Origin of the sequence: Mesorhizobium sp. CA14 (assembly GCF_020165195.1) — a bacterium.
Taxonomy (GTDB): Bacteria; Pseudomonadota; Alphaproteobacteria; order Rhizobiales; family Rhizobiaceae; genus Mesorhizobium.
Genome location: NZ_JAIUHR010000010.1, coordinates 43,423 through 69,738 on the forward strand (window position 1 = coordinate 43,423; position 26,316 = coordinate 69,738).

25 protein-coding genes are annotated in these 26,316 nt (G+C 63.4%); 15 read left to right on the forward strand and 10 right to left on the reverse strand.

What is annotated here, in order from left to right:
• Positions 1–98 precede the first annotated feature (98 nt).
• The 9 genes from LB565_RS13370 to LB565_RS13410 all read left to right on the forward strand — a co-directional run bounded on the left by LB565_RS13370 (position 99) and on the right by LB565_RS13410 (position 9,068).
• Positions 99–830, forward strand: a complete 732-nt coding sequence (locus LB565_RS13370; protein ID WP_224584623.1) for a FadR/GntR family transcriptional regulator — start codon at positions 99–101, stop codon at positions 828–830.
• A complete protein-coding gene (locus LB565_RS13375; protein WP_224584624.1) occupies positions 827–2,029 on the forward strand; it encodes a PLP-dependent transferase in 1,203 nt (400 codons plus the stop codon). The genes LB565_RS13370 and LB565_RS13375 overlap by 4 nt, the downstream gene beginning before the upstream one ends.
• Positions 2,030–2,054: 25 nt before the next feature.
• Positions 2,055–3,332 carry an ABC transporter substrate-binding protein gene (locus LB565_RS13380; RefSeq protein WP_224584625.1) on the forward strand — a complete coding sequence of 426 codons (1,278 nt, stop codon included), beginning with the start codon at positions 2,055–2,057 and terminating at the stop codon, positions 3,330–3,332.
• Positions 3,333–3,516: 184 nt separating this feature from the next.
• Positions 3,517–4,440 (forward strand): carbohydrate ABC transporter permease, encoded by a 924-nt coding sequence (locus LB565_RS13385; protein ID WP_224584626.1) that lies wholly within the window; start codon positions 3,517–3,519, stop codon positions 4,438–4,440.
• A complete protein-coding gene (locus LB565_RS13390) occupies positions 4,440–5,288 on the forward strand; it encodes a carbohydrate ABC transporter permease (RefSeq protein ID WP_224584628.1) in 849 nt (282 codons plus the stop codon). The genes LB565_RS13385 and LB565_RS13390 overlap by 1 nt, the downstream gene beginning before the upstream one ends.
• 3 nt (positions 5,289–5,291) lie before the next feature.
• Entirely contained in the window at positions 5,292–6,359 is a 1,068-nt protein-coding gene (locus tag LB565_RS13395; RefSeq protein WP_224584630.1) for an ABC transporter ATP-binding protein, read from the forward strand.
• 72 nt (positions 6,360–6,431) lie between these two features.
• Positions 6,432–6,917 (forward strand): hypothetical protein, encoded by a 486-nt coding sequence (locus LB565_RS13400; protein WP_224584632.1) that lies wholly within the window; start codon positions 6,432–6,434, stop codon positions 6,915–6,917.
• A 115-nt stretch (positions 6,918–7,032) separates the two neighbouring features.
• Entirely contained in the window at positions 7,033–8,472 is a 1,440-nt protein-coding gene (locus LB565_RS13405; RefSeq protein ID WP_224584634.1) for an aldehyde dehydrogenase family protein, read from the forward strand.
• Between the two features lie 20 nt (positions 8,473–8,492).
• On the forward strand, positions 8,493–9,068 hold the full coding sequence (locus LB565_RS13410; RefSeq protein WP_224584637.1) for a DUF1349 domain-containing protein: 576 nt from the start codon (positions 8,493–8,495) through the stop codon (positions 9,066–9,068).
• Positions 9,069–9,351: 283 nt separating this feature from the next.
• Here LB565_RS13410 and LB565_RS13415 read toward each other — a convergent pair whose 3' ends face one another.
• The 4 genes from LB565_RS13415 to LB565_RS13430 form a co-directional block, all read right to left on the reverse strand.
• Entirely contained in the window at positions 9,352–10,635 is a 1,284-nt protein-coding gene (locus LB565_RS13415) for an O-antigen ligase family protein (RefSeq protein WP_224584639.1), read from the reverse strand.
• 27 nt (positions 10,636–10,662) lie between these two features.
• The gene (locus LB565_RS13420) at positions 10,663–11,754 is read right to left on the reverse strand and encodes an acyltransferase family protein (protein ID WP_224584642.1); all 1,092 of its coding nucleotides are present in this window, start codon (positions 11,752–11,754) and stop codon (positions 10,663–10,665) included.
• 118 nt (positions 11,755–11,872) lie between these two features.
• Positions 11,873–13,051 carry a polysaccharide biosynthesis/export family protein gene (locus LB565_RS13425; protein WP_224584806.1) on the reverse strand — a complete coding sequence of 393 codons (1,179 nt, stop codon included), beginning with the start codon at positions 13,049–13,051 and terminating at the stop codon, positions 11,873–11,875.
• A 184-nt stretch (positions 13,052–13,235) separates the two neighbouring features.
• Positions 13,236–13,913: a sugar transferase gene (locus tag LB565_RS13430; protein ID WP_224584644.1), complete on the reverse strand. Its 678-nt coding sequence runs from the start codon at positions 13,911–13,913 to the stop codon at positions 13,236–13,238.
• A gap of 607 nt (positions 13,914–14,520) precedes the next feature.
• Here LB565_RS13430 and LB565_RS13435 point away from each other — a divergent pair.
• Complete coding sequence (locus LB565_RS13435; RefSeq protein ID WP_224584647.1) at positions 14,521–14,793, forward strand: exopolysaccharide production repressor exox; 273 nt, start codon at positions 14,521–14,523, stop codon at positions 14,791–14,793.
• Here LB565_RS13435 and LB565_RS13440 read toward each other — a convergent pair.
• The 6 genes from LB565_RS13440 to LB565_RS13465 form a co-directional block, all read right to left on the reverse strand.
• A complete protein-coding gene (locus LB565_RS13440; protein WP_224584649.1) occupies positions 14,767–16,653 on the reverse strand; it encodes an ABC transporter ATP-binding protein in 1,887 nt (628 codons plus the stop codon). The genes LB565_RS13435 and LB565_RS13440 overlap by 27 nt on opposite strands.
• A gap of 6 nt (positions 16,654–16,659) precedes the next feature.
• Positions 16,660–17,640: a serine kinase gene (locus LB565_RS13445; protein ID WP_224584652.1), complete on the reverse strand. Its 981-nt coding sequence runs from the start codon at positions 17,638–17,640 to the stop codon at positions 16,660–16,662.
• On the reverse strand, positions 17,637–19,550 hold the full coding sequence (locus LB565_RS13450; RefSeq protein WP_224584653.1) for a lasso peptide isopeptide bond-forming cyclase: 1,914 nt from the start codon (positions 19,548–19,550) through the stop codon (positions 17,637–17,639). Before LB565_RS13450 ends, LB565_RS13445 begins: the two co-directional genes overlap by 4 nt.
• Positions 19,551–19,553: 3 nt before the next feature.
• Entirely contained in the window at positions 19,554–19,970 is a 417-nt protein-coding gene (locus LB565_RS13455) for a lasso peptide biosynthesis B2 protein (RefSeq protein WP_224584655.1), read from the reverse strand.
• On the reverse strand, positions 19,954–20,253 hold the full coding sequence (locus tag LB565_RS13460) for a PqqD family protein (RefSeq protein WP_224584657.1): 300 nt from the start codon (positions 20,251–20,253) through the stop codon (positions 19,954–19,956). The genes LB565_RS13455 and LB565_RS13460 overlap by 17 nt, the downstream gene beginning before the upstream one ends.
• Before the next feature lie 156 nt (positions 20,254–20,409).
• Positions 20,410–20,562: a lasso RiPP family leader peptide-containing protein gene (locus LB565_RS13465; protein WP_095769314.1), complete on the reverse strand. Its 153-nt coding sequence runs from the start codon at positions 20,560–20,562 to the stop codon at positions 20,410–20,412.
• Positions 20,563–21,065: 503 nt separating this feature from the next.
• Between LB565_RS13465 and LB565_RS13470 the strand changes: the two genes are divergently transcribed.
• The 5 genes from LB565_RS13470 to LB565_RS13490 all read left to right on the forward strand — a co-directional run bounded on the left by LB565_RS13470 (position 21,066) and on the right by LB565_RS13490 (position 26,282).
• The gene (locus tag LB565_RS13470; protein ID WP_224584659.1) at positions 21,066–22,328 is read left to right on the forward strand and encodes a nucleotidyltransferase family protein; all 1,263 of its coding nucleotides are present in this window, start codon (positions 21,066–21,068) and stop codon (positions 22,326–22,328) included.
• Between the two features lie 4 nt (positions 22,329–22,332).
• Positions 22,333–23,361, forward strand: a complete 1,029-nt coding sequence (locus tag LB565_RS13475) for a glycosyltransferase family 2 protein (protein WP_224584661.1) — start codon at positions 22,333–22,335, stop codon at positions 23,359–23,361.
• 123 nt (positions 23,362–23,484) lie between these two features.
• Positions 23,485–23,862 carry a hypothetical protein gene (locus tag LB565_RS13480; protein WP_224584663.1) on the forward strand — a complete coding sequence of 126 codons (378 nt, stop codon included), beginning with the start codon at positions 23,485–23,487 and terminating at the stop codon, positions 23,860–23,862.
• 129 nt (positions 23,863–23,991) lie between these two features.
• The gene (locus tag LB565_RS13485; RefSeq protein WP_224584665.1) at positions 23,992–24,876 is read left to right on the forward strand and encodes a glycoside hydrolase family 16 protein; all 885 of its coding nucleotides are present in this window, start codon (positions 23,992–23,994) and stop codon (positions 24,874–24,876) included.
• Between the two features lie 74 nt (positions 24,877–24,950).
• Positions 24,951–26,282 carry a UDP-glucose dehydrogenase family protein gene (locus LB565_RS13490; protein WP_224511596.1) on the forward strand — a complete coding sequence of 444 codons (1,332 nt, stop codon included), beginning with the start codon at positions 24,951–24,953 and terminating at the stop codon, positions 26,280–26,282.
• Positions 26,283–26,316: the final 34 nt, after the last annotated feature.

The following is a 26,316-nucleotide window of genomic DNA, read 5'->3' on the forward strand; positions in this document are numbered from 1 at the left end:
TCCGCGCCGTTCGGCCAAGTCTCGTTTCGACTGTTGACACATCCCCCCGCCTATGCAGAAATTGGTTGGACCATTGAACCACTTTAGGCTCGGCCGGCGTGACCGATTTGCTGCCCCCCATCCAGACCACGGCTCGCGACGACGCGGTGCTGAAGGCATTGGCGGGCTTCGTGCGGCAGGAGGCCCTGGGCCCCGGCGAGAAGCTTCCGACCGAGCGCATCCTCGCCGAACGCCTCAAGGTCAGCCGCAACACGGTGCGCGAGGCCCTGACCCGCTGGGAGGGTCTCGGCCTCGTCGAGCGGCGGCAGGGCTCGGGCACCTATCTCAAGGCCGCCGTCTCGCCTGATATGCTGCACATGCCACTGACACTCGCCGGCGGCAATGATTTCGCCGGCCTGATGGCGACGCTTGAGATCCGCCGCGCGCTGGAGTCGGAGGCCGCCGCCCTTTGCGCCATTCGTGCCGGCGAGGCCGAGCTCGCCGAGATCGAGCGCAAGCTCGACCTCATGGAGGAGGCCTTCCAGACTCGCGCCGGCATGTCCTCGGACGAGGACTGGGAGTTCCACCAGGCGGTCTTCCGTGCCTCGGGCAACCCGCTCTTCGAGCAGATCATCGCCGCCATGTACGAGATGTTCCACCGCTTCTGGGAACATCCGCTCGGCGTGCGCGACTTCGGCCATGCCAGCTTCCCCTATCACCGCACCATCTTCAACCGCATCGCCGCGCGTGACCCCGATGGCGCTCGCGCCGAGGCGCTGAAGCTCATCGCCACCGTCGAGGACGATCTGAAGCGCGGCGCTGCCAACCTCAAACTTTCGGACCGCAGATGAACGAGCAGCCCAGCACTTTCGACCCGGCCTCGATGGCCAGCGACTATCTCGGCGAGGCGGCGACGCTGCTGGCGCATGACGATCCGTTTCCCGACGGTGCGGTGGTGCCGCCAATCTACCAGACCTCGCTGTTCACCTTCGCCAACTACGCCGACATGGCCGACACCTTTGCCGGCAGAAGGAAGCAGCCGATCTATTCGCGCGGCGACAACCCGACGGTGATGGAGTTCGAGGCGCGCGTGGCGACACTCGAAGGCGCCGAGGCCGCGCGCGGCTTCTCGAGCGGCATGGCGGCGATCAGCGCCACGGTGCTTGCTTTCGTCGGCGCCGGCGAGCGCATGGTCGCCGTGCGCAACTGCTATGGCGACGCATACCGTCTGTTCGAGCGGCTGTTCCCGCGCTTGCACATCAAGGTCGACTATGTCGACGGTTCCGATCCCGATGCGGTTGCCGCGGCACTTCCCGGCGCCAAGCTGCTCTATCTCGAAAGCCCGACCTCGATGATGTTCGAGCTGCAGGACCTGGAGCATTTGACCCGGCTGGCGAAGGAGCAGGGCATCGTCACCACCATCGACAATTCCTGGGCGACCCCCGTCTTCCAGAAGCCGATTTCGCATGGAGTCGACCTGGTGCTGCACTCGGCCTCGAAATATCTGGGCGGCCACAGCGACACCGTCGCCGGCGTGGTGGCGGGTTCTGCCGCACACATCAAGCACATCAACGAGCAGACCTATTCCCAGCTCGGCGGCAAGCTGTCGCCCTTCGAAGGCTGGCTGTTGCTGCGCGGCCTGCGCACGCTGCCGCTGCGCCTGCCGCACCACATGAAGAGCGGACTCATCATTGCCGAGCGGCTGAAGGCGCATGGCAAGGTCGAGCGGGTCAACCACCCCGCTTATTCCAACCACCCCGGCAAGAAGACTTTAGCCGGCTATGCCGGGCTGTTCTCCTTCGAGGTCACCGAGGATGTCGACATCCCCGCTTTCGTCGACGCGCTGAAATATTTCCGCATCGGCGTCAGCTGGGGCGGCCATGAAAGCCTGGTCGTGCCGGCAAAAGCCTCGCTCGAGCAGACGCCGGGCATCAATTCGATGGCGCGCTTCGGCGTCAGCCCTCGAACCATCCGCTTCAACGTCGGATTGGAAAATGTCGAGGACCTCTGGGCCGACATCGCCCAGGCCTTCGACAAATCAAAAAAATAGTCGTCCAAAAATGGGAGTCCCGAAGATGAAAAAACTGACCTTCATGTTTGCCGCCGTGGCCGGCCTGGCGATTTCCGCCAGCGGCGCGCTGGCCGACACCACCATCAAGCTGGTCGAGGTCATCACCAGCCCGCCGCGCACCGAATTCCTGAAGAAGCAGATCGCCGAATTCGAGACGGCGAACCCGGGCATCAAGGTGGAGGTGGTCTCGCTGCCCTGGGGCCAGGCCTTCGAGAAGTTCCTCACCATGGTGCAGGCCGGCGATACGCCCGACGTCGCCGAGATGCCCGAGCGCTGGATGGGCCTCTATGCCAACAACGGCCAGCTCGAGGATCTCGGCCCTTACATGGCCAAGTGGCCCGACGCCAAGACGCTCGGCGACCGCGCCAAGCAGTTCGGCTCGACCGTCAACAACACGCAGTTCATGATCCCTTATGGCTACTATGTGAACGCGCTGTTCTGGAACAGGAAGCTGTTCAAGGAAGCCGGCCTCGACCGGCCGCCGGAAAACCTCGACGAGTTCGTCTCCTTCTCCAAGAAGATCTCCGCTATCCCCGGCAAATACGGCTATTGCTTGCGCGGCGGCCCCGGCGCCTTCAACGGCATGCACATGTTCATGAACATCGCCGACGGCAAGGGCGGCTATTTCACCGACGACGGTGTCTCGACCATCAATGACGAAGGCTCGGTCAAGGGCCTGCAGATGCTGGCCGACATGTACAAGAACGGTCTGGCGCCGAAAGATTCCGTGAGCTGGGGCTTCAACGAGACGGTGACGGGCTTCTATTCCGGCACCTGCGCCATGCTCAACCAGGATCCGGACGCGCTGCTCGGCATCGCCGACAAGATGAGCGCCGACGACTTTGCTGTCGCGCCGCTTCCCGTGGGTCCGAGCGGGAAATCCTATCCGACGCTGGGCTATGCCGGCTGGGCGATGTTCGCCAATTCCCAGCACAAGGACGAGGCCTGGAAGCTGATGGCCACACTTCTGTCGCCCAAGGACAATCTGGAATGGGCCAAGGAAGTCGGCGTCGTCCCGATCCACAACGGCGCCGACCAGGACGCGCATTTCAAGACCGAGCAGTTCAAGGGCTGGTTCACCGAGCTCAATGACAGCTCCAAATATGAAATGGTGACGCCACCGACGCATCTGGAGAACCTCGGCAACTTCGTCGACCAGGTGGCGATCAAGAATTTTCAGGAAGTGCTGCTCGGCCAGAAGCCGGCCAAGGATGTCGCCGACGAATGGGCCAAGTTCCTGACCAAGGAACAGCAGGACTGGCTGGCCAAGAACAAGAAGTAAGCTTCTTCCTTCTCCCCGTTCTACGGGGAGAAGGTGCCACGAAGTGACGGATGAGGGGCAGCACTGACCTCTGAGAGGCTGGCTCCGCCCCTCATCTGCCTGCCGGCATCTTCTCCCCGTTGAACGGGGAGAAGGACGCTGTCGCCGTCCCCGGCCCCCATCTTTCACCGTAGAGCCAAGACGCATGACCTACGCCGTCTCCGAAATCCGATCCGCCGCCCGGCCGCGAAAGCAACGGCTGAGCAAGGCCGCGATCGAGCCGTGGCTCTATCTATCGCCTGCGATCGTCCTGCTGGTCCTGGTGCTTTTGGTGCCGCTGATCATCGGCATCAGCTATTCCTTCCGCAAATTCTCGGCCTTCAAGTCGCAATATGTCGGCCTCGCCCAGTACCAGGCGATGCTCTCCGACCAGGTGCTCGGCCAGGCGCTGATCAACACGCTGTGGTGGACGGTCGCCAGCCTGTTCTTTCAGTTCTTCCTTGGCCTCGGCCTGGCGCTGCTCCTCGACAAGCCCTTCTACGGCCGCAAGGTCGTGCAGGCTGTCGTGTTCCTGCCCTGGGCGGTGCCGTCGTTTCTTTCGGGCCTCACCTGGGCCTGGCTGTTCAACCCGATCATCGGGCCGCTGCCGCATTGGCTCTTCGCGCTTGGCCTGAAAGCGGAGCCGACGAATATTCTGTCCGATCCGGCCACCGCCATGTGGGGGCCGATCGTCGCCAACATCTGGTTCGGCATTCCCTTCTTCGCCATCACGCTGCTTGCCGCGCTGAAGTCGATCCCGTCCGAATTGCATGAAGCGGCGGCCATCGACGGCGCTTCACCCTGGCAGCGCTTCACCAAGGTGACGCTGCCGTTCCTGGCGCCGACCATCGTCATCACCGTCATGCTGCGCACCATCTGGATCGCCACTTTCGCCGACCTGATCTTCGTCATGACCGAGGGCGGACCGGCGGGATCGACCAGCACGGTGCCGGTCTACATCTATGTCAGCGCCTTCAAGTCGCTGGACAAAGGCTATGCCTCGGCTGTCGCGGTGCTGCTTCTGGTGCTGCTCATCGCCTATGCCATCGGCCTGATCGCCATCCGCCGCACGCTGGTGAGGCACGTCTGATGATCGCTGGTCGCTCCACCTCCTCGCGAATCTTCGGCGGCATCGGCCTGTACGCCGCTGTCGCAGCCTATGTGATCTTTGCGCTGTTCCCGATCTTCTGGACGCTGAAGATCTCGGTGACGCCCGAGCGCTTGCTCTATTCCGAAGGCATCACCTTCTGGCCGTCGCAGACGACGCTGAAGAACTTCGCCACCGTGCTCGAAGCCTCCGACTTCCCGCGCTATTTCCTCAACAGCGTCATCGTCTCGGTGTCGACGGCCGCGTTCGTCACCGTCATCGCCACGCTCGCCGGCTATGCCATGTCGCGCTTCACTTTCCGCGGCAAGGCGACGCTGGCGATCCTGTTGCTGCTCACCCAGACCTTTCCGCTCGTCATGGTCATCCCGCCGATCTACCGCATCATGGGCGATCTCGGCCTGACCAACAGCCTGATCGGCCTGATCATCATCTACACCGCCTTCAACACCGCCTTCGCCACTTTCCTGATGCAATCCTTCTTCGACGGCATCCCGAAGGATCTTGAGGAGGCGGCGATGATCGACGGCTGCACGCGGGCGCAGGCGATGCGCCGGGTGATCGTGCCGCTGACCTTGCCGGGAATGGGCGCCACGCTGGGCTTCGTTTTCACCGCCGCCTGGAGCGAATTGCTGTTCGCGCTGATGCTGATCTCCAGCGACGAGCAGAAGACCTTCGCCGTCGGCCTGCTCACCTTCATCGGCAAGTTCGCCGTCGACTGGGGGCAGATGATGGCGGCCTCCATCCTGGCGCTCATCCCGGTCTGCGTCTTCTTCGCCTTCCTGCAACGCTATCTCGTCACCGGCCTCACCGCCGGCGCGGTCAAAGGATAAAAGATGGCTTCCGTCACGCTGCAAAACGTCGAGAAGGATTACGGCGCGCTGCGCATCCTGCACGGTGTCGATCTCGAGATCGCCGATGGCGAGTTCGTCGTGCTGGTCGGCCCGTCCGGCTGCGGCAAGTCCACGCTGCTGCGCATGATCGCCGGCCTCGAAGAAGTCACCGGCGGCGAGATCCATATCGGCGAGCGGCTGGTCAACGATGTCGCGCCGAAGGACCGGGACATCGCCATGGTGTTCCAGTCCTATGCGCTCTACCCGCATATGGATGTCTCCTCCAACATGGGCTTCAGCCTGATGCTGAAGAAGGCCGAGAAGACGACGATCGACGGCAGGGTGGGCGCCGCCGCCAAGCGGCTCGGCCTCGATCCCTATCTCGGCCGCCTGCCGCGCCAGCTCTCCGGCGGCCAGCGCCAGCGCGTCGCCATGGGCCGCGCCATCGTGCGCGACCCGAAAGTGTTCCTGTTCGACGAGCCGCTGTCGAACCTCGACGCCAAATTGCGCGTCCACATGCGCGCCGAGATAAAGGCGCTGCATCAGCAGCTCAAGACCACGTCGGTCTATGTCACCCATGATCAGGTCGAGGCCATGACCATGGCCGACCGCATCGTCGTCATGCATGACGGCTATGTGCAGCAGGTCGGCCGTCCGCTGGAACTTTACGACCGTCCGGTCAACACCTTCGTCGCCGGCTTCATCGGCTCGCCCGGCATGAATTTCTTGCCGGCTGAGGTCGCCAAGGGTGGCAAGGTCGATGCCGTGCTCGCTGACGGCCAGAAGCTGCGGCTGCCGGATGGCCTGCCGATCAGCGACGGCGATGACCTCACCATCGGACTGCGGCCAGAACACATCAAGCTGGTCGACGACGGCGCGCTGAAGGCCGAGGTCGAGGTGGTCGAGCCGCTCGGCCTGTCGACGCAGTTCTATGTCAGGCTGGCCAACCAGCAGGTCTGCGTCTTCGTCATGGGCCGCAGCGACGTGAGGCCGGGCGACACGATCCGGCTCGCCGCCGATCCGGCTGCGCTGCATCTGTTCGATCCCAAGAGCGGGAATCGGATCGGCTAGACTGTCGTCGATGCGGGGCGAAAGGCCCTGGGCTAAAATCCTCCCTGTTGATTCGTCTCGACAGGAAAAGGCATGAGCAAGGCCCTCGGCACATTCGCACTGATCACGGTTCTGAGCGCCTTACTGATGGCGCTCTCTTTGGCGGTTGCCAGGCACGGCTACCCCTACGGCGCGTTCGGCGTGAAGCGTCTCGACGGTATTGCCGACGCCGGCTCCTTCCTTGCGATCGCCGCCGTTTATTTCTTCGGCGCGATGCTGATGATGATCCTGCCGATCCGCGCCGCCGGAATCGTACTAACGCACGCCGCCGATGCGGTCTTCTGGGCGACGATCATGCTGTTCGCGACCATCGTCGGCTCGCTGGCCGCCAGATGGGCCTTCGGCCAGCATGAGGTGCTTTGGGCGCTCTTCAATTGGCGCTTCCTGTTCGTGGCAGTGATCGTGGCGGCGCATCTCACCATAAACGAGCTTCGCCGCAACATCCTGCTCAGAAGCCTGTTCTTCGTCATCTTCGGCGCGGTCACGCTCGCCTGCCTGTTCTGGTCGTTCTCGACCTGAGTCCTAGCTTTGTCGCATATGGCGGGTAGACCTCCTGCCAAGCAATGGCTATATCATTTGTCTGACAATTGACCCGACCGAAGGCCGCCGCGACCAAAACCCAAGGAAAAACAACATGACCCTGCTGCGCAAGAACCTGATCGACGGCGAGTGGCTTGGCGAGGCCGGCTCGCGCAACATCAATCCATCGAACACCAATGACGTCGTCGGCGAATACGCTTCGGCCGGGCCGGAGGAAGCCAAGCAGGCCATCGCCGCCGCCAAGGCCGCCTTTCCGGCTTGGTCGCGCTCCGGGCCTCTTGCCCGCCACGCCGTGCTGAAGAAGACCTCCGACGAGATCATGGCGCGCAAGGACGAGATCGGCCGCTCGCTGGCGCGCGAAGAGGGCAAGACGCTGGCCGAGGGCGTCGGCGAGACCATCCGCGCCGCCCAGATATTCGATTTCTTCGCCGGCGAGACGCTGCGCCTGTCGGGCGAGATGGTGCCGAGTGTGCGGCCAGGCGTCGGCGTCGAGATGACCCGCGAGGCCGTCGGCGTCGTCGGCATCATCACGCCGTGGAATTTCCCGATCGCCATTCCCGCCTGGAAGATCGCTCCGGCGCTGGCCTACGGCAACACGATCGTGTTCAAGCCGGCCGAGCTGGTCCCCGAAAGCGCCTGGACCATCGTCGACATCCTGCATCGCGCCGGCCTGCCCAAGGGCGTGCTCAATCTCGTCATGGGCAAGGGCTCGGTGGTCGGCCAGGCGATGCTCGATAGTCCTGACGTCAACGCGATCTCCTTCACCGGATCCGTCGGCACAGGCAAGCGTGTCGCCGCGGCGAGCGTCGAGCATATGCGCAAGTTCCAGCTCGAAATGGGCGGCAAGAACCCGCTCGTCGTCCTCGATGACTCCGACCTTGCGGTGGCCGTCGATTGCGCGATCAACGGCGCCTATTTCTCGACCGGCCAGCGCTGCACGGCGTCGTCGCGCCTGATCGTCACCGAGGGCATCCACGACCGTTTCGTCGATGCGGTGAAGGAGCGTCTGGACAAGCTCGTCATCGGCGATGCGCTCGATGCCAAGACCCAGATCGGCCCTGTCGTCGATCAGGCCCAGCTCAAGCAGGACGAGGACTATATCGCCATCGGCCGCCAGGAGGGCGCCGAGCTCGCCTTCGGCGGCGAGCGGCTGGAGCGCGAGACGCCCGGCTTCTATCTGAGGCCGGCACTGTTCCTCGGCTCGACCAACGAAATGCGCATCTCGCGCGAGGAGATTTTCGGCCCGGTCGCCAACGTCATCCGCGTCAAGGATTATGACGAGGCGCTCAGCGTTGCCAACGACACGCCGTTCGGCCTCACCTCCGGCATCTGCACGACCAGCCTGAAGCATGCGACGCATTTCAAGCGCAATTCCGAAGCCGGCATGGTGATGGTCAATTTGCCGACGGCGGGCGTCGATTTCCATGTTCCGTTCGGCGGCCGCAAGGGCTCGAGCTACGGTTCGCGCGAACAGGGCCGTTACGCGATGGAATTCTACACCACGGTGAAGACCGCCTATACATTCGCCGGCTGATTCAATCCGGGGGGAGATCGATGAGCGTGGCCGACATGACGTGGCTCAACCCGCCGCCGCACCACACGGTCGGCGAGGGCACGCTCACCGTCCGAACGGGCAAGGACACCGACTTCTGGCGCGAGACCTTCTACGGCTTCTGGCGCGATAACGGCCATTTCCTCTACCGCTCCGTCGAGGGTGATTTCAGCGCCGAGGTCACCGTCAAGGGCGACTACAAGATGCTCTACGATCAGGCGGGGCTGATGCTGCGCCTGAGCGAAACGCACTGGATCAAGGCCGGCATCGAATACACAGACGGGCTGGCCTACTTCTCCGTCGTCGTTACCAACGACACCTCCGACTGGTCGCTGGTCGCCATCGCCGCCGGCACGGACGGCGTCAGGATCCGCTTGACCCGTCACGCCGAGGCGATCCGCGTCCAATATCTGGATGCCTCCGATGGCCACTGGAAGCCGGTGCGGCTGGCCTACTTCCCGGTCTCGAAATCGGTCGATGTCGGCATGATGTGCTGCTCGCCGCAGGGCGAGGGTTTCAAGGCGACCTTTTCCGATTTTGTGATTGGTCCGCCGATTTCCAGGGAGTTGCACGATTAGAGCAATTCCAGGAAAGTATGGGCGGTAAGTTCGGCGCCTTCGGCGTAACTTCCGCCCGGAATTGCGTGAAAACAAGGAGATAGAGCGGTTCGCTGTTTCCGTGAAACGGTGAAGCGTTCTAGCCAAACCGCATTGCCGCCAAACCGGGGACCGCTCGGCGAATCGCACCTTGGTCGCGCCGACGGCACAAAGCACTGACTGGTCTGCCGCGCAAATGCGCGTGAAATCCTAGTCCAGAGCTTTTGTTTACGCCGCCGCCGACTTTGCCTGGTATTGCTCCAAATCAGACCGGGGCCGGCATACGGCCATTGGCAGGACTCTCGTCCTCCGCTGGAAGGGCCACTCTGCGGCGCCGGAAAGCCGGCAACGGAGTCAGCGTGAACAGGCCGTAATAGACGATGAAGGACGCCATGAAATAGGGGCCGAGCATCTCGACCTCGAAGAAGGAGCGGATCAGCATCAGCCCGATCGCGCCGGCAAGCACCACCGAATCGGCGCTCCATTCGCCGAACACCACTTTCGACACATGGCCGTAGAAAGAGCGCAGGATGACTAGCGCCAGCAAGGTGACGCCGATGAAGCCGATCTCGACCAGCGTCTCGACATAGGTGTTGTGAAAATGGAAGCCGGAGCGAGTCGAGATGTAGAATTCCGCCCACAGCCGCTCAGGATCGGCGAAGCCTTGCACCCAATAGGCGGCATAGCCATAGCCGAGCAGCGGATGCTCCTGCGCCGCCGCCCAGCCCTGCTCCCACAGATAGGTGCGGCCGGTGAGCGTCGAATCCTTGCCGAAGATGCCGAGCACGACATCCAGCAAGCCGAGGTTGAGCGCTGCCGCGATGCCCGTCACCAGCGCGCCGGCGCCGACGATGAACAGCACCCGGCGATAGCGCAGCGACAGCACCTTGGTCATGGTGAGCAGCATCACGATGCCGATCACCGCCGGCAGCGAAGCCACCGATGTCGCCGAATGGGCGATGGCCAGCATATAGACCGACAAGAGCATGATCGGCGCGGTCCAGACGAAGCCCAGCCAATTGCGCCGGTAGAAAACCAGGAATGCCAGGCAGAAGAAGATCCCGAGCGAAGAGAAGAAGCCGATCTGGTTCTTGGAACCGAAGGCGCCGACGAAATTGACCGTGCCGTCGATCGTATCGAGCGCGTAACCGCCGACTCCGAGTGAATAGAGCAGAACGATGAAGGTGCCGATCAGCGAGCCCACCACCAGCGTGCGCACGCTGATTGTGCGCGCCGCGACATAGGCGCAGACGATATGCGAGGAATATTGCACCGCCGCGCGCGCGCTGATGCCCGCCGCCTGGGACCAGAACACCGAGAAGCAGACATAGGTCGCAAGCAGAATGGGCAGCCAGGCGCTGGATAGCCTCCAGGTGAAGCGCCGGTAATCGACGAACAGCAGCGGCAGCCAGACCGCGTAGTAGGCGATAATCAGGATCTGGCCGAAATTGGGCGAGTAGGCGAAGGCGACCATGGAAACCGTGACGGCGAAGGTGCCGTAGGTCTCGTTGCGATCGGGATCGATCAGAATGGATTTCGGAATCTTCATGCCGGATTCTGCCCGTTGGGCCCTTTCCTACGCCACGGCCCGGGCGCGCTGCATCTGCCGCTGCAGGAAGCGCCGCACCGGCTCGTCATAGACGCGCGTGGCGATATCGGCGATGATGACGACCGAGGCCGCCATCACGATGCCGAACCAGGGATGATGCGCGAAAGGATCGATCGAGAAGGCCTTGCCGGCCCCGGCGATGATCATCAGCATCGGCGTGTGGATGATGTAGATCGGATAGGAAATCCGCCCGAGCCAGCCATAGAAGCCTGACAGAAGCGGCGCGGTCGGGGCCACCGCGCCGGTCATCACCATGATCGGGAAGGCGATGACGATTGCCGCGAGGTCGTAGACAACGCGCGCGCCGCCGGCCGGAGCGATGGCGAAGACGGCAAGCGTGAGCAGGATCGCGCCTTCGACCCACAAGCCCCGCCGCAGGAAGCCGAGGCCGCCCTGCCAGCGCGTCATCGACCGGCAGAGCAGCACGCCCAGGAAGAAGGAGAATGTCACCCGCGGCAGGCCGCTGAGGATGGTGTTGCCGGTCATGCCGAAATCTAGCGTGCCGGCGAGGATCGAAGCGACGACGAGCAGCACGAGGCTGACGGCGACGATCCCTGTCAGCACGCGCCGCGACAAGAGCACGAAGACCGCGACATAGGCGATGTTGACGATGAGCTCGAAGAACAGCGACCACGACGCCGGATTGAGCGGGAAGATCGTGTGATAGTCATCGCTGACCAGCGGGATGAAGAACATGCCGGTCGTCAGTTGCATGCCGATTTCGGACAACGGCATGTATTCGGCCGGCATCAGCCTGTTCTTGACCAGCAGGTAGAAGAAGCCGAGCAGCGTGCCGGCGAGATAGAGCGGATAGAGCCGGATCAGGCGGATGGCCACGAACGTGCCGAAGCCCATGCCGTTCTCGATCTTGCGGTCATAGGCATGCGCGATGACGAAACCGCTGAGCAGGAAGAACAGATCGACCGCGAGATAGCTCGACGGCAGCACCTTGCCGTCGGCCAGGAACGGCGAGAAGTGGTAGAGCATGACGCTGATCGCCGCCACGCCGCGCATGGCGTCGAGATTGAGATACACATGACGCGGGGCTGCGGGCTGCATGTTATGCCTTCAAGCGGTCCAAACAGATCGCTCGCCCGCGCTGCGCGCGAACGAGCCTGGCTTGTCCCTCCCGCCTCCGGTTCCCGGCTTCGCCTTGTGCGATGCCGGGGCGGCGGCGCTACTGGCTGGCCGTGGGCGCCAGCTTGACCTTGATCACATCGCCCGGCAGGACAGGTGTGTCTTCCTTGGCCTCGACCTCGCTCGTCTTGCCGTCGGCAATCCGCACCAGCGAATAGAGCAGGGCCGGTTCCTGGTCGCCGGTGATGCTGGCCGCCGTCGCGGGGTCCGATGCCTGCGCGATCAGGCCCTTCTGCATGCCGGCCTTCAATGTCGCCTCGTTCAGGTCGGCCTCGGTCTGCTGACGGCTGGCGGTAAGGCCGGAATTCAGCGAATTCCGGGCGTCGATGGCATCCTGCTCAGCCTTGCTGATCGACTGCTTGGCGGTGAGGATCGCCGTCTCATAGTCGAGGATCTTGCCCTGCAGGTCGGTCACCGACTGTTGCGAGGAAAGCAGGCGCGCATTGGCGACCAGGCCTTTCTGCGCCAGCGGACCGATGCTGTCGGCCTGCTTCTCGGCCAGGTCGACCTGCTTCTGCTGGTTGGTGATCTTCTTCTGCAGCGATTCGATTTCCGCTTGCAGAACGCCTTTCAGGTCGTCGAGGGCATCGAGCTTCAGCTTCAGCGATTTCTGGTCGGAGACCAGGATCGCCATTTCGTCGGCGACGATGGTCGCCAGTCTCGGATCGCCCTCGATCTCCTTGGGCACCTCGAAACTCGTCTTACCGGCAAGGTCGGCATCGATCCTGGCTCGCTTGACCAGCAGGCGGATGCGCTGGTCGTCAAAGATGTCAAAGCTGCCCTTAGCGGTGACCAGATCCTTGCCGAGTTGCGGACCATAGTCGGCGTTGCGCCTTATGCCGCCGGCAATGCTGATTGCCTTGAGCACGGTCAGATCGGGCACGAAGGGAAACTGGCCGGGGTTCTGGACTTCGCCCGAAATGTAGAAGGGCCGGAACTGCGCCATCTCGACCGAGGCTTCCGGCTTGTCGGGTAGCGCCAGCTTGCGCTGCAGCGCGAGCCCGATCGCCGAAGCGATCTCCGCCGTCGTCTTGCCGGCGGCTTGCAGATTGCCGACGAACGGCACCGAGAGCGTCCCGCCCGGGCCGATCGAATACTCGCCATTGATGGCCGACCAGTCGCGGAACGTGCCGTCGACCGTCTGCCATTCGGCGACGCGGATGTTGAGCTTGTCCAAGGGGCCAAGCTGATAATCGCCGGCGGCGGCGAACTGCGGCATGGCCAGCGACGCCGCAAGCAAGGCGCCCGCAAAGCGGGCTGGCGTCGTGGATATGAGACTGCAGGCGAAGGACAGTCCGAAGAGGTATTTTGTCAAATGAACGTTTCCGATCCGATTTGGCCCCATCCGCCCGATGAGATCACTGCCGGATGTCTGCCCGAGTTCGGCGGACAGGCCCCGTCGGTCAATAGCTGCCGCGCGACATCCACACGGCAGGAACCGTCTTGAAGATGATGCGAATATCCTGAAACAACGACCAGTTCTCGACATAATGGCGATCGAAGGCGACGCGCGTGTCGTAGGATACGTCGTTGCGGCCGCTCACCTGCCACAGTCCGGTGAGACCCGGGCGCGACTTCAGGTAATAGACCGCGGCGCTGCCATAGATCTCCAATTCGTCGCGCACGACCGGGCGCGGGCCGACAAGGCTCATGTCGCCCTGCAGGATGTTGAGAATCTGCGGCAGCTCGTCGAGGCTGAGCTTGCGAAGCACCTGGCCGACGCGGGTGACGCGCGGATCGTTCTTCAGCTTGCGCGTCGCGACCCATTCGGCATTGGCTTCCGGATTGGCCGCCAGATACGCGGCGAGCACGCGCTCGCCGTCCGGAACCATGGTGCGGAATTTGAGGCAGGAGAAGATCCTGCCGCCGCGGCCGATCCGCTTATGGCCATAAAAGATCGGACCGTTGTCCGAAAGCTTTACCAGCAGGGCGATCATCAGGAAAAGCGGGCTGAGCAGGGCCAGCCCTGCCAAGGCGCCGACGATATCGAAGCTGCGTTTGATCAGACCGCCGATGGGGGGTGGAAAATCAACGCCGACCTGCGCAAAACCCGCATTAGCCGACTTGGCGACGTCCCTCATGCAGAAGCTCCATACGTTGAACGGATGGTTTACGGCAAGATACCAAAAAAATGCTGCAGCGCAACACACAATTTCCCATCACCTTGAAATGTTCACGTCATGAATTGACTAAATAATAAACCTGCCCTGCCCAAATTTTCACCTTTGTGGCACGTTTATGACAAGGTGAGAGCAAACCAGGAAAATGTAGCCCGCCTTTCGGGCCATTTTTGGACAGTGCATTCTTTGCTGCAGAAGAAACGCGGTTGCACGCCGCTGGAAGCACTCGCCAGGGTAAGTTATTCAGGTAAAATACTAATCAAAGTGGCAAGTTTTACTGGACCGACAGACGGCTCATTGATTAGCTGTCGGAGCCAGAGTGTGCGACGCAGCATGGCGGAGTCGATCTCGTAAAATCGTTGGAAACCATACCTGCACGGCCTTGCTCCGACCGACCGGCCTTAATAGAGTCGCAAATTGTTCCTGTCATAGTCTGCATGGGTAAGGAAGGCCGGAAGCAACCGGCCGGATTGGGCAGCCATAAAGAACTCTTTGGCGCAACGGGGAGTTACGCGGGTGGGTAAGTCGCAGCTTCTGCATGCTCGTTTCGGTTGAGGAACCGGCGAACATGTCTCTGCCAAAATTCATCATAGGAATGATGTTCGCGCTGGCGATCGTCATCGGCTGGTCCTATTTCGATGGCGCCTCGGCGGGCACCATCCTCCTCCGCGCGGTCGTCTGCGCCGTGATCATCCAGGCCGGCTATTTCCTCCTGGTCTTCGCCATGATCGGCAGAACCACGCCGACATCGGCTGGCAAGGCCCGAGAGGCCGACCGCGGCATGGTCCTGAACAAGGTCGCCGACGGCGAAAAGCTAAGCGCCAGGCGCGGCCTCCACTGAACGTTCGACCGGCGCCGGCGTCGCGGCCGATGGCGCGCCGTCGCGCTCGGCTTGCTCACCGGACAGCATCCTGGCAAGGCGACTGCCGGCTTTCGCCCTCAGCCGCCGATATCGTCCGACTTCGACGATGCGTCCGTTCTCTATAGCCACGACCCAGTCGGCAAAGGCGATCATCGACGGCCGGTGCGCGATGGTCAGGATCGTCATCCTTCCGCGCAGCGCCTCGATCGATTGGGCGATCAGCGACTGATTCTGCCAGTCAAGCGCGCTCGTCGCCTCGTCGAGAATGAGCAGCGACGGTTTGCGCAGCAGCGCCCGCGCCAGGGCGATGCGCTGCCGCTCGCCGCCGGAGAGCCTGACACCGCGGTCGCCCACCACCGTCTCGAGCCGCAATGCCAGCCGCTCCACGAAATCGGCCGCATGGGCGTTGCGCAGGGCCGCCCAGAGCTCGTCATCGCTGGCCTCAGGCGCGGCAAGACGCAGGTTGGCGGCGATCGTGTCGTGCAGCAGGAACACATCCTGCGGCACATAGGCTACCTGATCGCGCCAGGCCCTGCGGTTCCGGGCGGTGATCTCCACCCCGTCGGCCAGGATTCGGCCGCCGGTTGGTTCGAGCAGGCCGAGCAGCATGTCGGCGATCGTGCTCTTGCCCGAGCCGGAAGGGCCGATCAGCGCCGTCACCTTGCCGGCCGGCAGGCCGAAGGTGATATCGCTGACCACTGGTTTCCCGTCGCCTTCGCCGTAGGCGAAGGACACATCGCGGATGTTGAGGCCCGTCTCGAGCGAGAGTTTCGCGCCTTGTTCGGCCGCGTTCTCTTCCGGCTCGCGCTCGGCATCGAACCGAGCCTGGAGGCTTTGCATCGAAGCGTAGGCCGGCAGGTTGATCAGCACCTGCTGCGTCTGAAGCTGCATATCCATGAAGCGCGGCGCGACGCGCATGAAGACCAGGAGCAGCACGACGATCTCGGCCAGCGACAGGTGGAAGCCGACCAACGCGATATAGATGAAGAAACTGAGCCCGATCACGCTCGTAACCTGGAACAGCGCGGTGCCGAGCGAGCTGTTGCGCACAAAGGCGATGTTGTCGGCCTTCATCCTGTCCAACGTCGCGCCGAGCTCGGCAAAGTAGCTTGCCTCGACGTTCAGGCTCTTGGCCACCTTGATGCCGCCGAGGAACTCCGAGACCGTGCGGTACTGGTCCTGGCGGTTGCCGGTCAGCGTGCGCCCATAGGCGCTGGCGCGTGCCCTGAACGGCTGCAGGGCGACCAGCAGCACCAGCCCGACAAGAATGGCGAAGCACGTCATCACCGGCGAGATGAACAGCGAGACAACGAGATAGCCGGTGAGAAGCAGCGTCGCCTGGGTCAGCATCAGCAGCGAGAAGGCCGCCACCTGCACGCGGTCGACGTCGCCGTTCAGCGCATGGTCGAGATCGGAGCTGCGGATGCGGGTGAAAACGCCCCAGCGCGCCCTGCCGACGCTCTCGAACAGGTTCATGCGCACGCGGTTGACGAAGTCATAGAGCAGCCGCGCCATGTAGACCGACTTGAAGCGGTTGAAAATTGCTTGCAGCGCCACCAGCGCGACAAGCAGTGAGAGCACGGTGGCGAGCGACAGCGTTCCGCCGGGCACCAGCCGATGCAAGGCCTCCGGAACCCGCACAGCATAGTCCTGGTCGGGTTTGCCGATCAGGCGCAGCAGCGGAACGAGCAGCAGGATCGAGATGCCTTCGGTGAGACTCCCCAGGATCAGGAAGGCAAGCGCCGTCGCCGTGCGCCGCCCACCGACATGCGCCATCATGGCGCCGAAGCCGGCGACGTCCCGGAAAAACGACAGGCGAAGCTTCGAGGACCAGCCCATGCCTAGTCACCTTGTCCCGGACGCCAGGTCGGTTTCGATCGCGGCGACCGCTTCGCCGATCCTGACCAGTCCGGCCGGCACTTCGAGGCGGCTGACGCCGACCCGACCGGCGACCTGTGCGCATTGGTGCAGATGCGCGGCGGCAAAATCGCCGGGCAGCGCCTGCCGCCCGAACCGCGCGATGTAGGAGAATTTGATGATCGCCGGCAGCGCGGCGGCCCCGGTCAGCGGTGAGATCGCCGCCCGCCCGCCGCGCTCGAGCATGTAGATGCGCGAAACCGGCACTGCTTCTGCGGCAAATCCGGCATGCAAGCGGTGCTGCGCCTTGTCGATCTGCGGATGCACCTGCGGACGCACTTCCGCCTGCTCGAGGCGAATGGCGCCGGCCGCATCCGCGGCGAGCTTGAGCTGCGGAAATCCGGGCAGGATCATCGGCCGCTCAGGATCGGACAGGTCCAGCGCCACGACGTCGTCGGTGAGCAGCCGATGGCCGGCGCCGATCATCGCGCCCGCCGTCGTCGACTTGCCGGCGCCCTTGTCGCCCATGAAGATCACGCTCCTGCCGCCGACGGCAATGGCGCTGGCATGGAGCACGAGCAGCCCGCGCTGATGAAGGGCGAGCGCCATCACCGGCCCGAGCAGCGGAAAGGCAAGCAGCGGGTCGTCGACCCCAGGCGCCGGATCGACCGCGATTCGCTTGCCGCCGCTGATCATGAAGGTGCCGACCGCCTGCCAGGAAAGATATTGGCGCGTCGGCTTGAATCGGAACGCCGTGGCGCCCTGCGAGGCGCCGTCGGGAAAGTCGAGCGGCCCGACAGCGATCTCCAGGTCCGGCGTCGCCGGTGCCGCCGGCTCCAGTTCCGGCAGGGCCACCTCCGAGCTGACGACCAGCCCGTACGCCCTGTAGAAATGGCGGACGCGTCCGCCCGGCGCCGTGGTCGCGTTGGCGGTCTCGGACCCTGCGAGAGAAGCGATCGGGAGGTTCATGCGGGGCTTCCTTGGACTTGCCGCAGCCACAGCGACAGCGAAACCGAGCGCCAGACATGCTGGACGTCGGGCAGCGTCGCCTGCTCGGGCCGGCTGAGCAGGCGCTCATAGACCGCGTTCACTTCGGGTAGGTTGACATAGGGCGCGATCCGCTCGCTGTCCGATATCAGGAGCCTGTCCAGAAGCTCGCGATGGTTGCCCAGCATGCCCTTGACCAGATTGGCGGTGAAGTCGATCTTGTCGCGCCGCCATTGCACCGCCGGCGGCAGGACGCCTTGCATGGCCCGGCGCAGCACATGGCGGCCGAAGCCGTCCTTGAGCTTTTCCTCGCCGGGCAGCGCCAGGCAGAATTCGACGAGCGGCTTGTCCCAGAACGGATAGCGCGGCTCGACGCCGAAATTGGCGGCGGCTTTGTCCAGCACTTCGAAGGCGTGCGGCACCAGTCCGGTGGACAGCAGCCACCGATGCGTCAGCGCTTCGCTGGCAGTGACGGAGGCGGGCATGTAGCCGCTGCGATGGAAACGCTCGGCAAGATCGGTGCGCCTGGCAAGCTCAGGATTCACCGGGCCCGCCCAGGCGGCGCGCGCGGCTTGCCCCGGCCTGCGCCGCGCCTTGCCGACGACGCGTCTGGCCATCGCCCTCATCCGGGCGATCCGCCAGGCTGGTCCGTAGATGGTCAGGAATTTGAAATAGAGGGAAAACATCCCCTCGCCATAGGTGTTGGCGGCGCTGTGCAATTCCCGCCACAGCTCCAGCCACCTGCCGGCATTGGCGAGTTCGTGAAGATGCCCATGGCCCTGCGAGACGACCTCGTCGCCGCCATGCCCGTCGAGAAGCACTTTGACGCCCTTGGCGCCTGCCGTGCGGTAAAGGTCGCGGGTCAGCGACAGGCCGGGCGCCAGGAACGTGCCTTCCTGCTCCTCCAGGATGCGCTCGAATTCAGCGAAGGGCGCGTAATTGCTCACCGCAATCAACGTGGCGTCGAGCGGATTGTCGTCGAGCACCGCATCGATGAACGGCTTCTCGTCCATGGAAGAGCCCTTGTCGAAGACCAGCGAGAAGGTCTTGAGTTTCGGGTTGCGTTTAGCCGCCGCGCGAAGACCGGCAACGCAAGCGATCGAGGAGGAATCGAGCCCGCCGCTCAGCATGGCACCGACGGCCGGCGTGCCGCGCATGCGGTTCTCCACCGATTGCGCGAAGAGATGCCGGAATTCGTCGGCCGCGTCCGAGCGTCGCGGCCGCTGCGACGGCTCGATCTGCCAGTAGCGCCGCAGCACCACCTGACGGTCCGACACCATCATGCTGTGCCGCGCCGGCAGGCGGAAGATCTCGGCATAGGGCGTGGCCTGCGGATCGTCCGTCAAGCCGGCGAGGAAGCCGGAAATCTGGTGTTCGCTGAGCCGCCTGGCGACGCCGTCCAGCGCAAGGATCGGCCCGATCTCCGAGGCGAACGCGAAGCGCCTGCCGGTCGAATGATAGTAGAAAGGTTTGACGCCGAAATGATCGCGCGCGCAAAACAGCGTCTGGCGCTCGCCATCCCATATGGCGAAGGCGAAATCGCCCTGCAGATAGGTCGGGCAGGCCTCGCCCCATTTGAGGTAGGCGCGCATGATGAGCACCGCGTCGGCCATCGACCGCTCGCGAAGGCCGAGCCGCGCCAGAAGCTCGTCGCGATTGTCCAGCCGGCAATCGGCGGTGATGGCGAGCTTGCCGCCGGCCATCGTCAGCGGGCCTGGCCTGTCCTCACCGGTCGTGTCGAGCCAGGCGTGGCCGAGCGCCACGCTGCCCTCGGTCCACCAGGAGCTGCCGTCGCGGGCGCGGTGGCGCATGCGCGAAAGCATCTCTTGGATGTCGCCCGCCCCGGCCGGCCGGCCATTGTCGTCATACACGATTCCAGCGACGCCGCTCATCGCTCACGACTCGTGGTCGACCAGATGGGCAAATCCATTGATCGAGCCGCCAAGCACGATGTGTTTGCCGCTCATCAGCCAGGCATGCGCCTTGAGCTCGCTGCCGGTTCCTTTCTCGATGCCGATGCTGATCTTCGAGGCGTTGCCCTGACGGGCGAGCAGATATTGCCCGGCCAGCGCCTGGGCGAGGCAAGTGGCGCCCGGCACGAGCCGCGCCGCGGCTGCAACGCCCCATGCGACACGCCGCAGGTCGGCGATGCCGGGGTCGCGCCTGGCGTCCAGCCGGGTCACCAGGCTGCGGACACGGTTGTAGGAGGACAGCGTCAGCGCCAGCCGCACCGCGCTCACCACCGTCAGGCAGTGCGCCAGAAACAGCATCTCCCGGCCGCTCAGCGAGCGGAGCCTAGACCAGTTCCTCATGGTGGAGCCTCGCAAGTCCTGCTTCGGTCAGCCCCTTGAGCAAGCCCTCGACATCGGCCTTGCAGCGCTCGGCATCGACATTGTAGCGCGCAAGCACGGCGCTGCGGATATCGAGGATCGATCGCGGCTCCTGGATCTGCTCCCAGATGAAGGCGCCGACGCTGTTCAGGCTGTAATAGACGTTGGATTTAAGGTGGAGCAGCGCCAGTCCTGCGCCGAATTCACATGCGACCGCCTCGCCGGTCGCGACCACGCGGTCATGGTCCGAGGGGTTCCAGTCCATCCTAAAACCTCGTTGCTGGCCACCGCGCCCTTGGGCCCTTCGCCGCGGATCGGTTGCCGGCGATCCTCGGCAGGAAGCCGGGGGACAAAAGCCCCCCGGCTCACCTGTTGGAGAGCATCCGGAGCCCCAACTTAGACATCCGGATGCCTGTAAGCTTTAAGAGAAGGTCAGCTCGCCGACCGGCGTGTGCGCGGGAAAGCTCGCGTCAAGCGCCGTCGTGCCAGCACCGCCCTGCGTGATCGTTTCAATCGAACCGTGAACCGTCAGGCTGGGGGTCTCGTACTCATGCTTTTCAACATTCTGTTCCATTCTACTCTCCAACTAAGGACCTGGAAGCGGCTGCAGAATGCCGCCAGCATATGGCTATGCTGCAATGCAATTGCTGCACGGCAACATCTATGAGTCAAGCCTGATTTACCAGGCATTAATCAATTCTTGGTTGCGCGCGCATCCGTTGGTAATCAAAGCGTAGGCACCGTCATCCTAAACCTCACCCATCCAGGAATTCAACCGTAGGTCCTTGCCGTTTAGATAAGCGTTTGATTTATCTGCGATAAATTTTTCGGGTGAAAAAGACATCTCGCAATTGCGAAGAAATTGCCGCAAAAAATCGTCATTTTTCGGCCTGCCGGAAACGTCCCCGGAGTTGTCTTCAAAAGTGATTGAGCGTGTAGCGATTTTAAACGCTGAGGTTGCGTTCAGGAGGCGACCTCAGCCGCTTTTGGCATGATCACGTCAATTTTTCCGATGCTTTTCTTCGCAGTTGCGGTATAAACCCCTCGGGCGGCATTTTGCGGAGAACGACATCGGGCATGGCGGTGCAGGATGGCTCCTATGAGAGGCTGCGCGCCGCCGGCTGCGCCGACGAAGTCGCCTATGTGCAGGCCTGCCTGAGGCTGTTTTTCGCGCCACGAGCCAACATCACGGATGGCCGGGTCGATGTGCCCGCGCCGACGGTCTCGGCCGCCCCGATCGGGGCCGCCCCGATCACTGCGGCCTCAATCTCGGCGGCCCCAATCTCGGCGGCCAATATCGCCGACATTGCCAGGCTGAACAAAGTCGCCGTGTTCCTGCTCAAGGCGCTCAAGCGTGCGACCGCCGGCGCTGCGCCTGCGCAATTGTCTGAATGGCTCGATGGCTACCGTCGGCGCACGATGTCGATGAACGCCGCCTGCATCGGCGATTCGATGGCCATCGATCGCGCGCTGCGCGACAGGCAGGTCGATTTCGTCTTTCTCAAGGGCCCGCTCCAGCAGCATCTGCTCTATGGCGACCATTTCATGAAGCCTTCCGGCGATGTCGATATACTGGTTTCGTCGGCGCGCTTTGGGCAAGCCCGCGAGGCGTTGCGGGCGATCGGCTACGAGGTTGCCGGCAAATCCCGTTCCGTCTGGTGGGTTCGGTTCCTCGGCGAGCAGCACATGGTTTGCGAAGATGGCGCGAGGGCCTCGACGGTCGACCTCCATCACCGGCTGCAGCAACCGGGCTCGCCGAGTCCGCGCGACATCGACGGCTTTCTGCGCCGCAAGCGCGAAGTCGAGGTGGCCGGAGCCGTCATGCCGGTGATCTCGGCGGCCGACACGCTGCTTTTGTCGTCGATCAGCGTCGCCAAGGCCTTTTTCAACCGCGAGCCCTGCGCCGGCTATGTCTGCGACGTCAGGGCCAGCGCCACCCGCCTGAACGAAGCCGAGCAGCAGAGGGTGCTCGATCACGCCGCCGGACAGGGCCTGACGGACACGCTGCTCTTGGGGTTGCGCGCCGCCGACGTGCTGCTCGGCGGCGACGGCACGCTGCTTTCGGATCGCGCCACCCGCATTCTGGCCCGTATCGACAATGCCGACCTCTTCCACATGGTCATGGCGCCCTGGCTCGCGTCCCTGCGCTGGCCTCAGCGCCGCCATGTGCTGTGGGAACTCTGCGGCCGCGAGCCGGTCCGCTACCTGGCTGAAGCGGGCTGGGCGGCCTCCGCCGACCTCAGCCGGCGCATCTTCGAGCGCCCGGCCACGGTCGAGCCGGCGCGGAGCGAAATGATCAAAATCGTGGGCGGGGCGGCCAATCATGCGAGCGAAAGGTGAGCCCATGCCCGTGACGACGCCCATAACGACCTCCGGGGTCTGCGTCATCATCGCCGCGCGCAATGCGGCGCGCACCATTCCCGGCGCCATCGCTTCGGCGCTGCGCGAGGCCGAAGTCGCCGAAGTCATAGTGGTCGACGACGCCTCAACCGACGACACCAAGGACGTGGCTTTGGCCGCCGACGACGGCAGCGGCCGGCTTGCCGTTATCCGCTTCGACGTCAATCGCGGTCCTTCCGCCGCGCGCAACGCCGCCATCCAGGCCTCCAAATCGCCCTTCATCAGCATTCTCGACGCTGACGATTTCTTCCTCGAAGGCCGTTTTCGCCGGCTTTTCGCCAGCGCCGACTGGGATTTCGCCGCAGACAACATCATGCTGATCCGCGACGACGCCGCGACCGACCTCGCCAAGGTCGCAGCGCCGCCTTTCGCGGCCGAGCCGGAATTTCTCGATTTCGAGCGCTTCATCGACGGCAACATCTCGCGCCGCCATGTGCGGCGCGGCGAGCTCGGTTTCCTCAAGCCGGTGATCAGCCGGGTTTTCCTCGAGCGGCATGGGTTGAGCTACGACGAGAACCTCAGGCTTGGCGAGGATTACGAGCTCTACGCGCGCGCTGTCGCTTACGGAGCCCGGTTCAAGATCATCAAGTCCTGCGGCTATGGCGCGATCGTGCGCGCCGATTCGCTGAGCGGCCGCCACAGGACGCAGGATTTGAAGCGTCTTGCCGATGCCGATCTGGCGCTGCTCCAGATCGACAGTCTTCCGGAGCGCTCGAAGGCCGCGTTGCGGCGCCATGAGCGCCATGTCCGCGACAAATACCGGCTGCGCAATTTTCTTGACGTGAAGGCCGAGCGTGGGCTGGCATCGGCCGCTGCCTACGCCTTCGCAAGCCAGTCGAATCTGATCCCGATCGTGCGCGGCGTCGCCACCGACAAGCTCGACGCGCTGTTCCGCCGCACCGGGATTGTTGCGCCGCAGCAAATGCCGCCGACGCGCTTCCTGATGGCGGCAACCAGCGCTGCAAGCGGGTGATCCCGCGTTGTCTCGGAAGCTGCCGCCCCTCAAAAAATCCGCATTCCCAAAACTATGATGTTGCCTAGTGGCTGCTGGAATGGCAGTCTTGTTGCAATGCAGCAATTTCGAAAGGCCGATAGGATGGCTTCGATTTTTGGCTTCAGATCCCGGGATCCGGCGCGCGACCGGCAGACCGATCTGCAGCGTTTCGACCGGCTGGCGAAGCTGTTCGACCAGATAGCGGCGGAGATCGAGGCGGAGAAAACCGGGCTGGAGAATCGTTACAAGTCGACGGCCGCCAATGCGGCCTTTCTGGTCGAGGCGATGGAGAACGGTTCGGCGTCGCCCAGCAAGGGATCGGACGTCAGCGCGATGACCACCTCGATCCTCAACTGCGAGCGGCGCATTGCGGAGCTCGCTCGCCAGAAAGGTTTGATGAAGGAACTGCGTCATTCGCTCGACGCGATCGTCGAGGATGGTTCCGATCGGCCTGCTGCGCAGGCCACAGCGAGAGGATGACGGCGCCTTCAGGCGTCGTCATCGGTACAAGACGTTAGAGGAGTTCAAAGGGCGAAGGTAAAAAAGCGGCTCGCTCATGCGAACCGAGGATGACTTTGGGTTGGGCGGACAACACAAGGTGAGTTTGTTATGAACGCAGATCCGGACAACACCTCCACCGAGGCGGCTTGCGCGATGGCGCATGCGCCAGGGAGCCGATTAACCAGCCCGCGGCTCGGCGTGGTCGGCGCCCTGTTTGCGGTCGTCGCAGCAACCCTTGCGAACCTGCATCCGGCGCACGCGCAAGAGGCGCAGCAAGATCTGCAAAGCGCGCCGTCCTTCGTCGACAATTTCTCGAATTTCAACCAGTCCCGCTGGTTCGTCTCGGACGGCTGGACCAATGGCGCCCATCAGAACTGCACCTGGTCGAAGGATCTTGTGCGGCTTTCCGACGGCGTGCTGTCGCTGGGTTTCGAAAAGCGCAAGCTGAAGGACCGCGAGTTCGCCTGCGCCGAAGTTCAGACCAAGCAGCGCTACGGCTACGGCGTGTACGAGGCGCGCATGAAGACCGGCACCGGCTCCGGCCTCAACGCCGCCTTCTTCACCTATATCGGCCCGCAGGACAAACAGCCGTGGGACGAGATCGACTTCGAGGTCCTCACCAAGGACCCCTCGAAAGTCCAGGTCAACAGCTACATCCAGGGCAAGCCGAAGAACGGCAAGCTGGTCGATGTCGAGGGCGGCGCCGACAAGGGCTTCAACGACTATGGCTTCGTCTGGGAGAAGGACCGGCTGCGCTGGTATGTCAACGGCAAGCTGGTCCATGAGGTGACCAACCCGGACGAGCTGCCGAAGCATTCGCAGAAAATCTTCTTCAGCCTCTGGGGCAGCGACAAGCTGACCAACTGGATGGGTGCCTTCACCGATCCGGGCAGCAAGGTGACCATGCAGGTCAAGCGCGTCGCTTTCACCGCTCTGGGCCAGCCATGTCAGTTTCCGGAATCGCTGGCATGCAGCATAAGTAATTCCAACTAGGCCGCTGGGCCTGGGGGACATCTGAACCGGCCGGACCGCTTTTGTGGCCCGGCCTTTGACAGGAATAGAACCAAATGAATTTGACGGTGTTTGGGATTGGCTATGTCGGTCTCGTCCAGGCCGCGGTGCTTGCCGAGGTCGGCCACGAGGTGGTGTGCGTCGATATCGACGAGAAGAAGGTGGAGCGGCTCAATCAGGGCCTGATCCCGATTTTCGAACCGGGCCTCGAGACCCTCGTCAAGGAAAATCACGCTGCCGGGCGCATCCGCTTCACCACGGACGCGGCCGCGGCGGTCAGGCATGGCCAGATCCAGATGATCGCGGTCGGCACGCCGCCCGGCGAGGATGGCTCGGCCGATCTGAAATATGTGCTGGCCGTCGCCGAGACCATCGGTCGTGAGATGGACAGCGCCAAGATCGTCGTCGGCAAGTCGACCGTGCCGGTCGGAACTTGCGAGAAGGTGAAGGCCAGAATCGCCGAAACGCTGAAGAAGCGCGGCCGCGAGGATCTCGCTTTCGACGTCGCCTCGAACCCCGAATTCCTCAAGGAGGGCTCGGCGGTCGCCGATTGCATGAAGCCGGACCGCATCATCGTCGGCACCTCCAGCGAGGACACCGAAATGGTGATGCGCGAGCTCTACGCGCCGTTCAACCGCAACCACGAGAAGATGATCGTGATGGATGTGCGCAGCGCCGAATTCACCAAATACGCCGCCAATTGCATGCTGGCGACCAAGATCAGCTTCATGAACGAGATGGCCAATCTCGCCGAGCAGTTGGGCGCCGACATCGAGGAGGTGCGCAAGGGCATCGGCTCGGATCCGCGCATCGGCTACCACTTCATCTATCCCGGCCTCGGCTATGGCGGCTCCTGCTTCCCGAAGGATGTGCGCGCGCTGATCAAGACCGCCGAGGGCGTCAAGTTCGACGCCAAATTGCTGCGCGCCGTCGAGGAGCGCAACAATGCGCAGAAGTCGGTCCTGTTCGACAAGGTCAATCACTATTTCAAGGGCGCGCTCAGGGGCAAGACCTTCGCCGTCTGGGGGCTGGCCTTCAAGCCCAACACCGACGACATGCGCGAGGCGCCGTCGCGCACGCTGATGGAAGCGCTGTGGGCGGCCGGCGCCAAGGTGCAGGCCTACGATCCCGAGGCGATGCAGGAGTGTCAGGCGATCTACGGCCTGCGTGAGGATCTGCTTTTGTGCGGCACCAAGGAGGCGGCGCTGCGCGGCGCCGACGCGCTTTTGATCTGCACCGAATGGAAGAGCTTCCGCGCGCCGTCTTTCGACGCGCTCAAGGATGCGCTGACGACGCCGGTCATCTTCGACGGCCGCAATCTCTACGATCCCAAGGTGATCGCGCGCTACGGCATCGAATATTTCTCGATCGGCAGGATGGCGGCATGACTGCTGATTGCCTCAAGGACAATGGCCGTCGCCA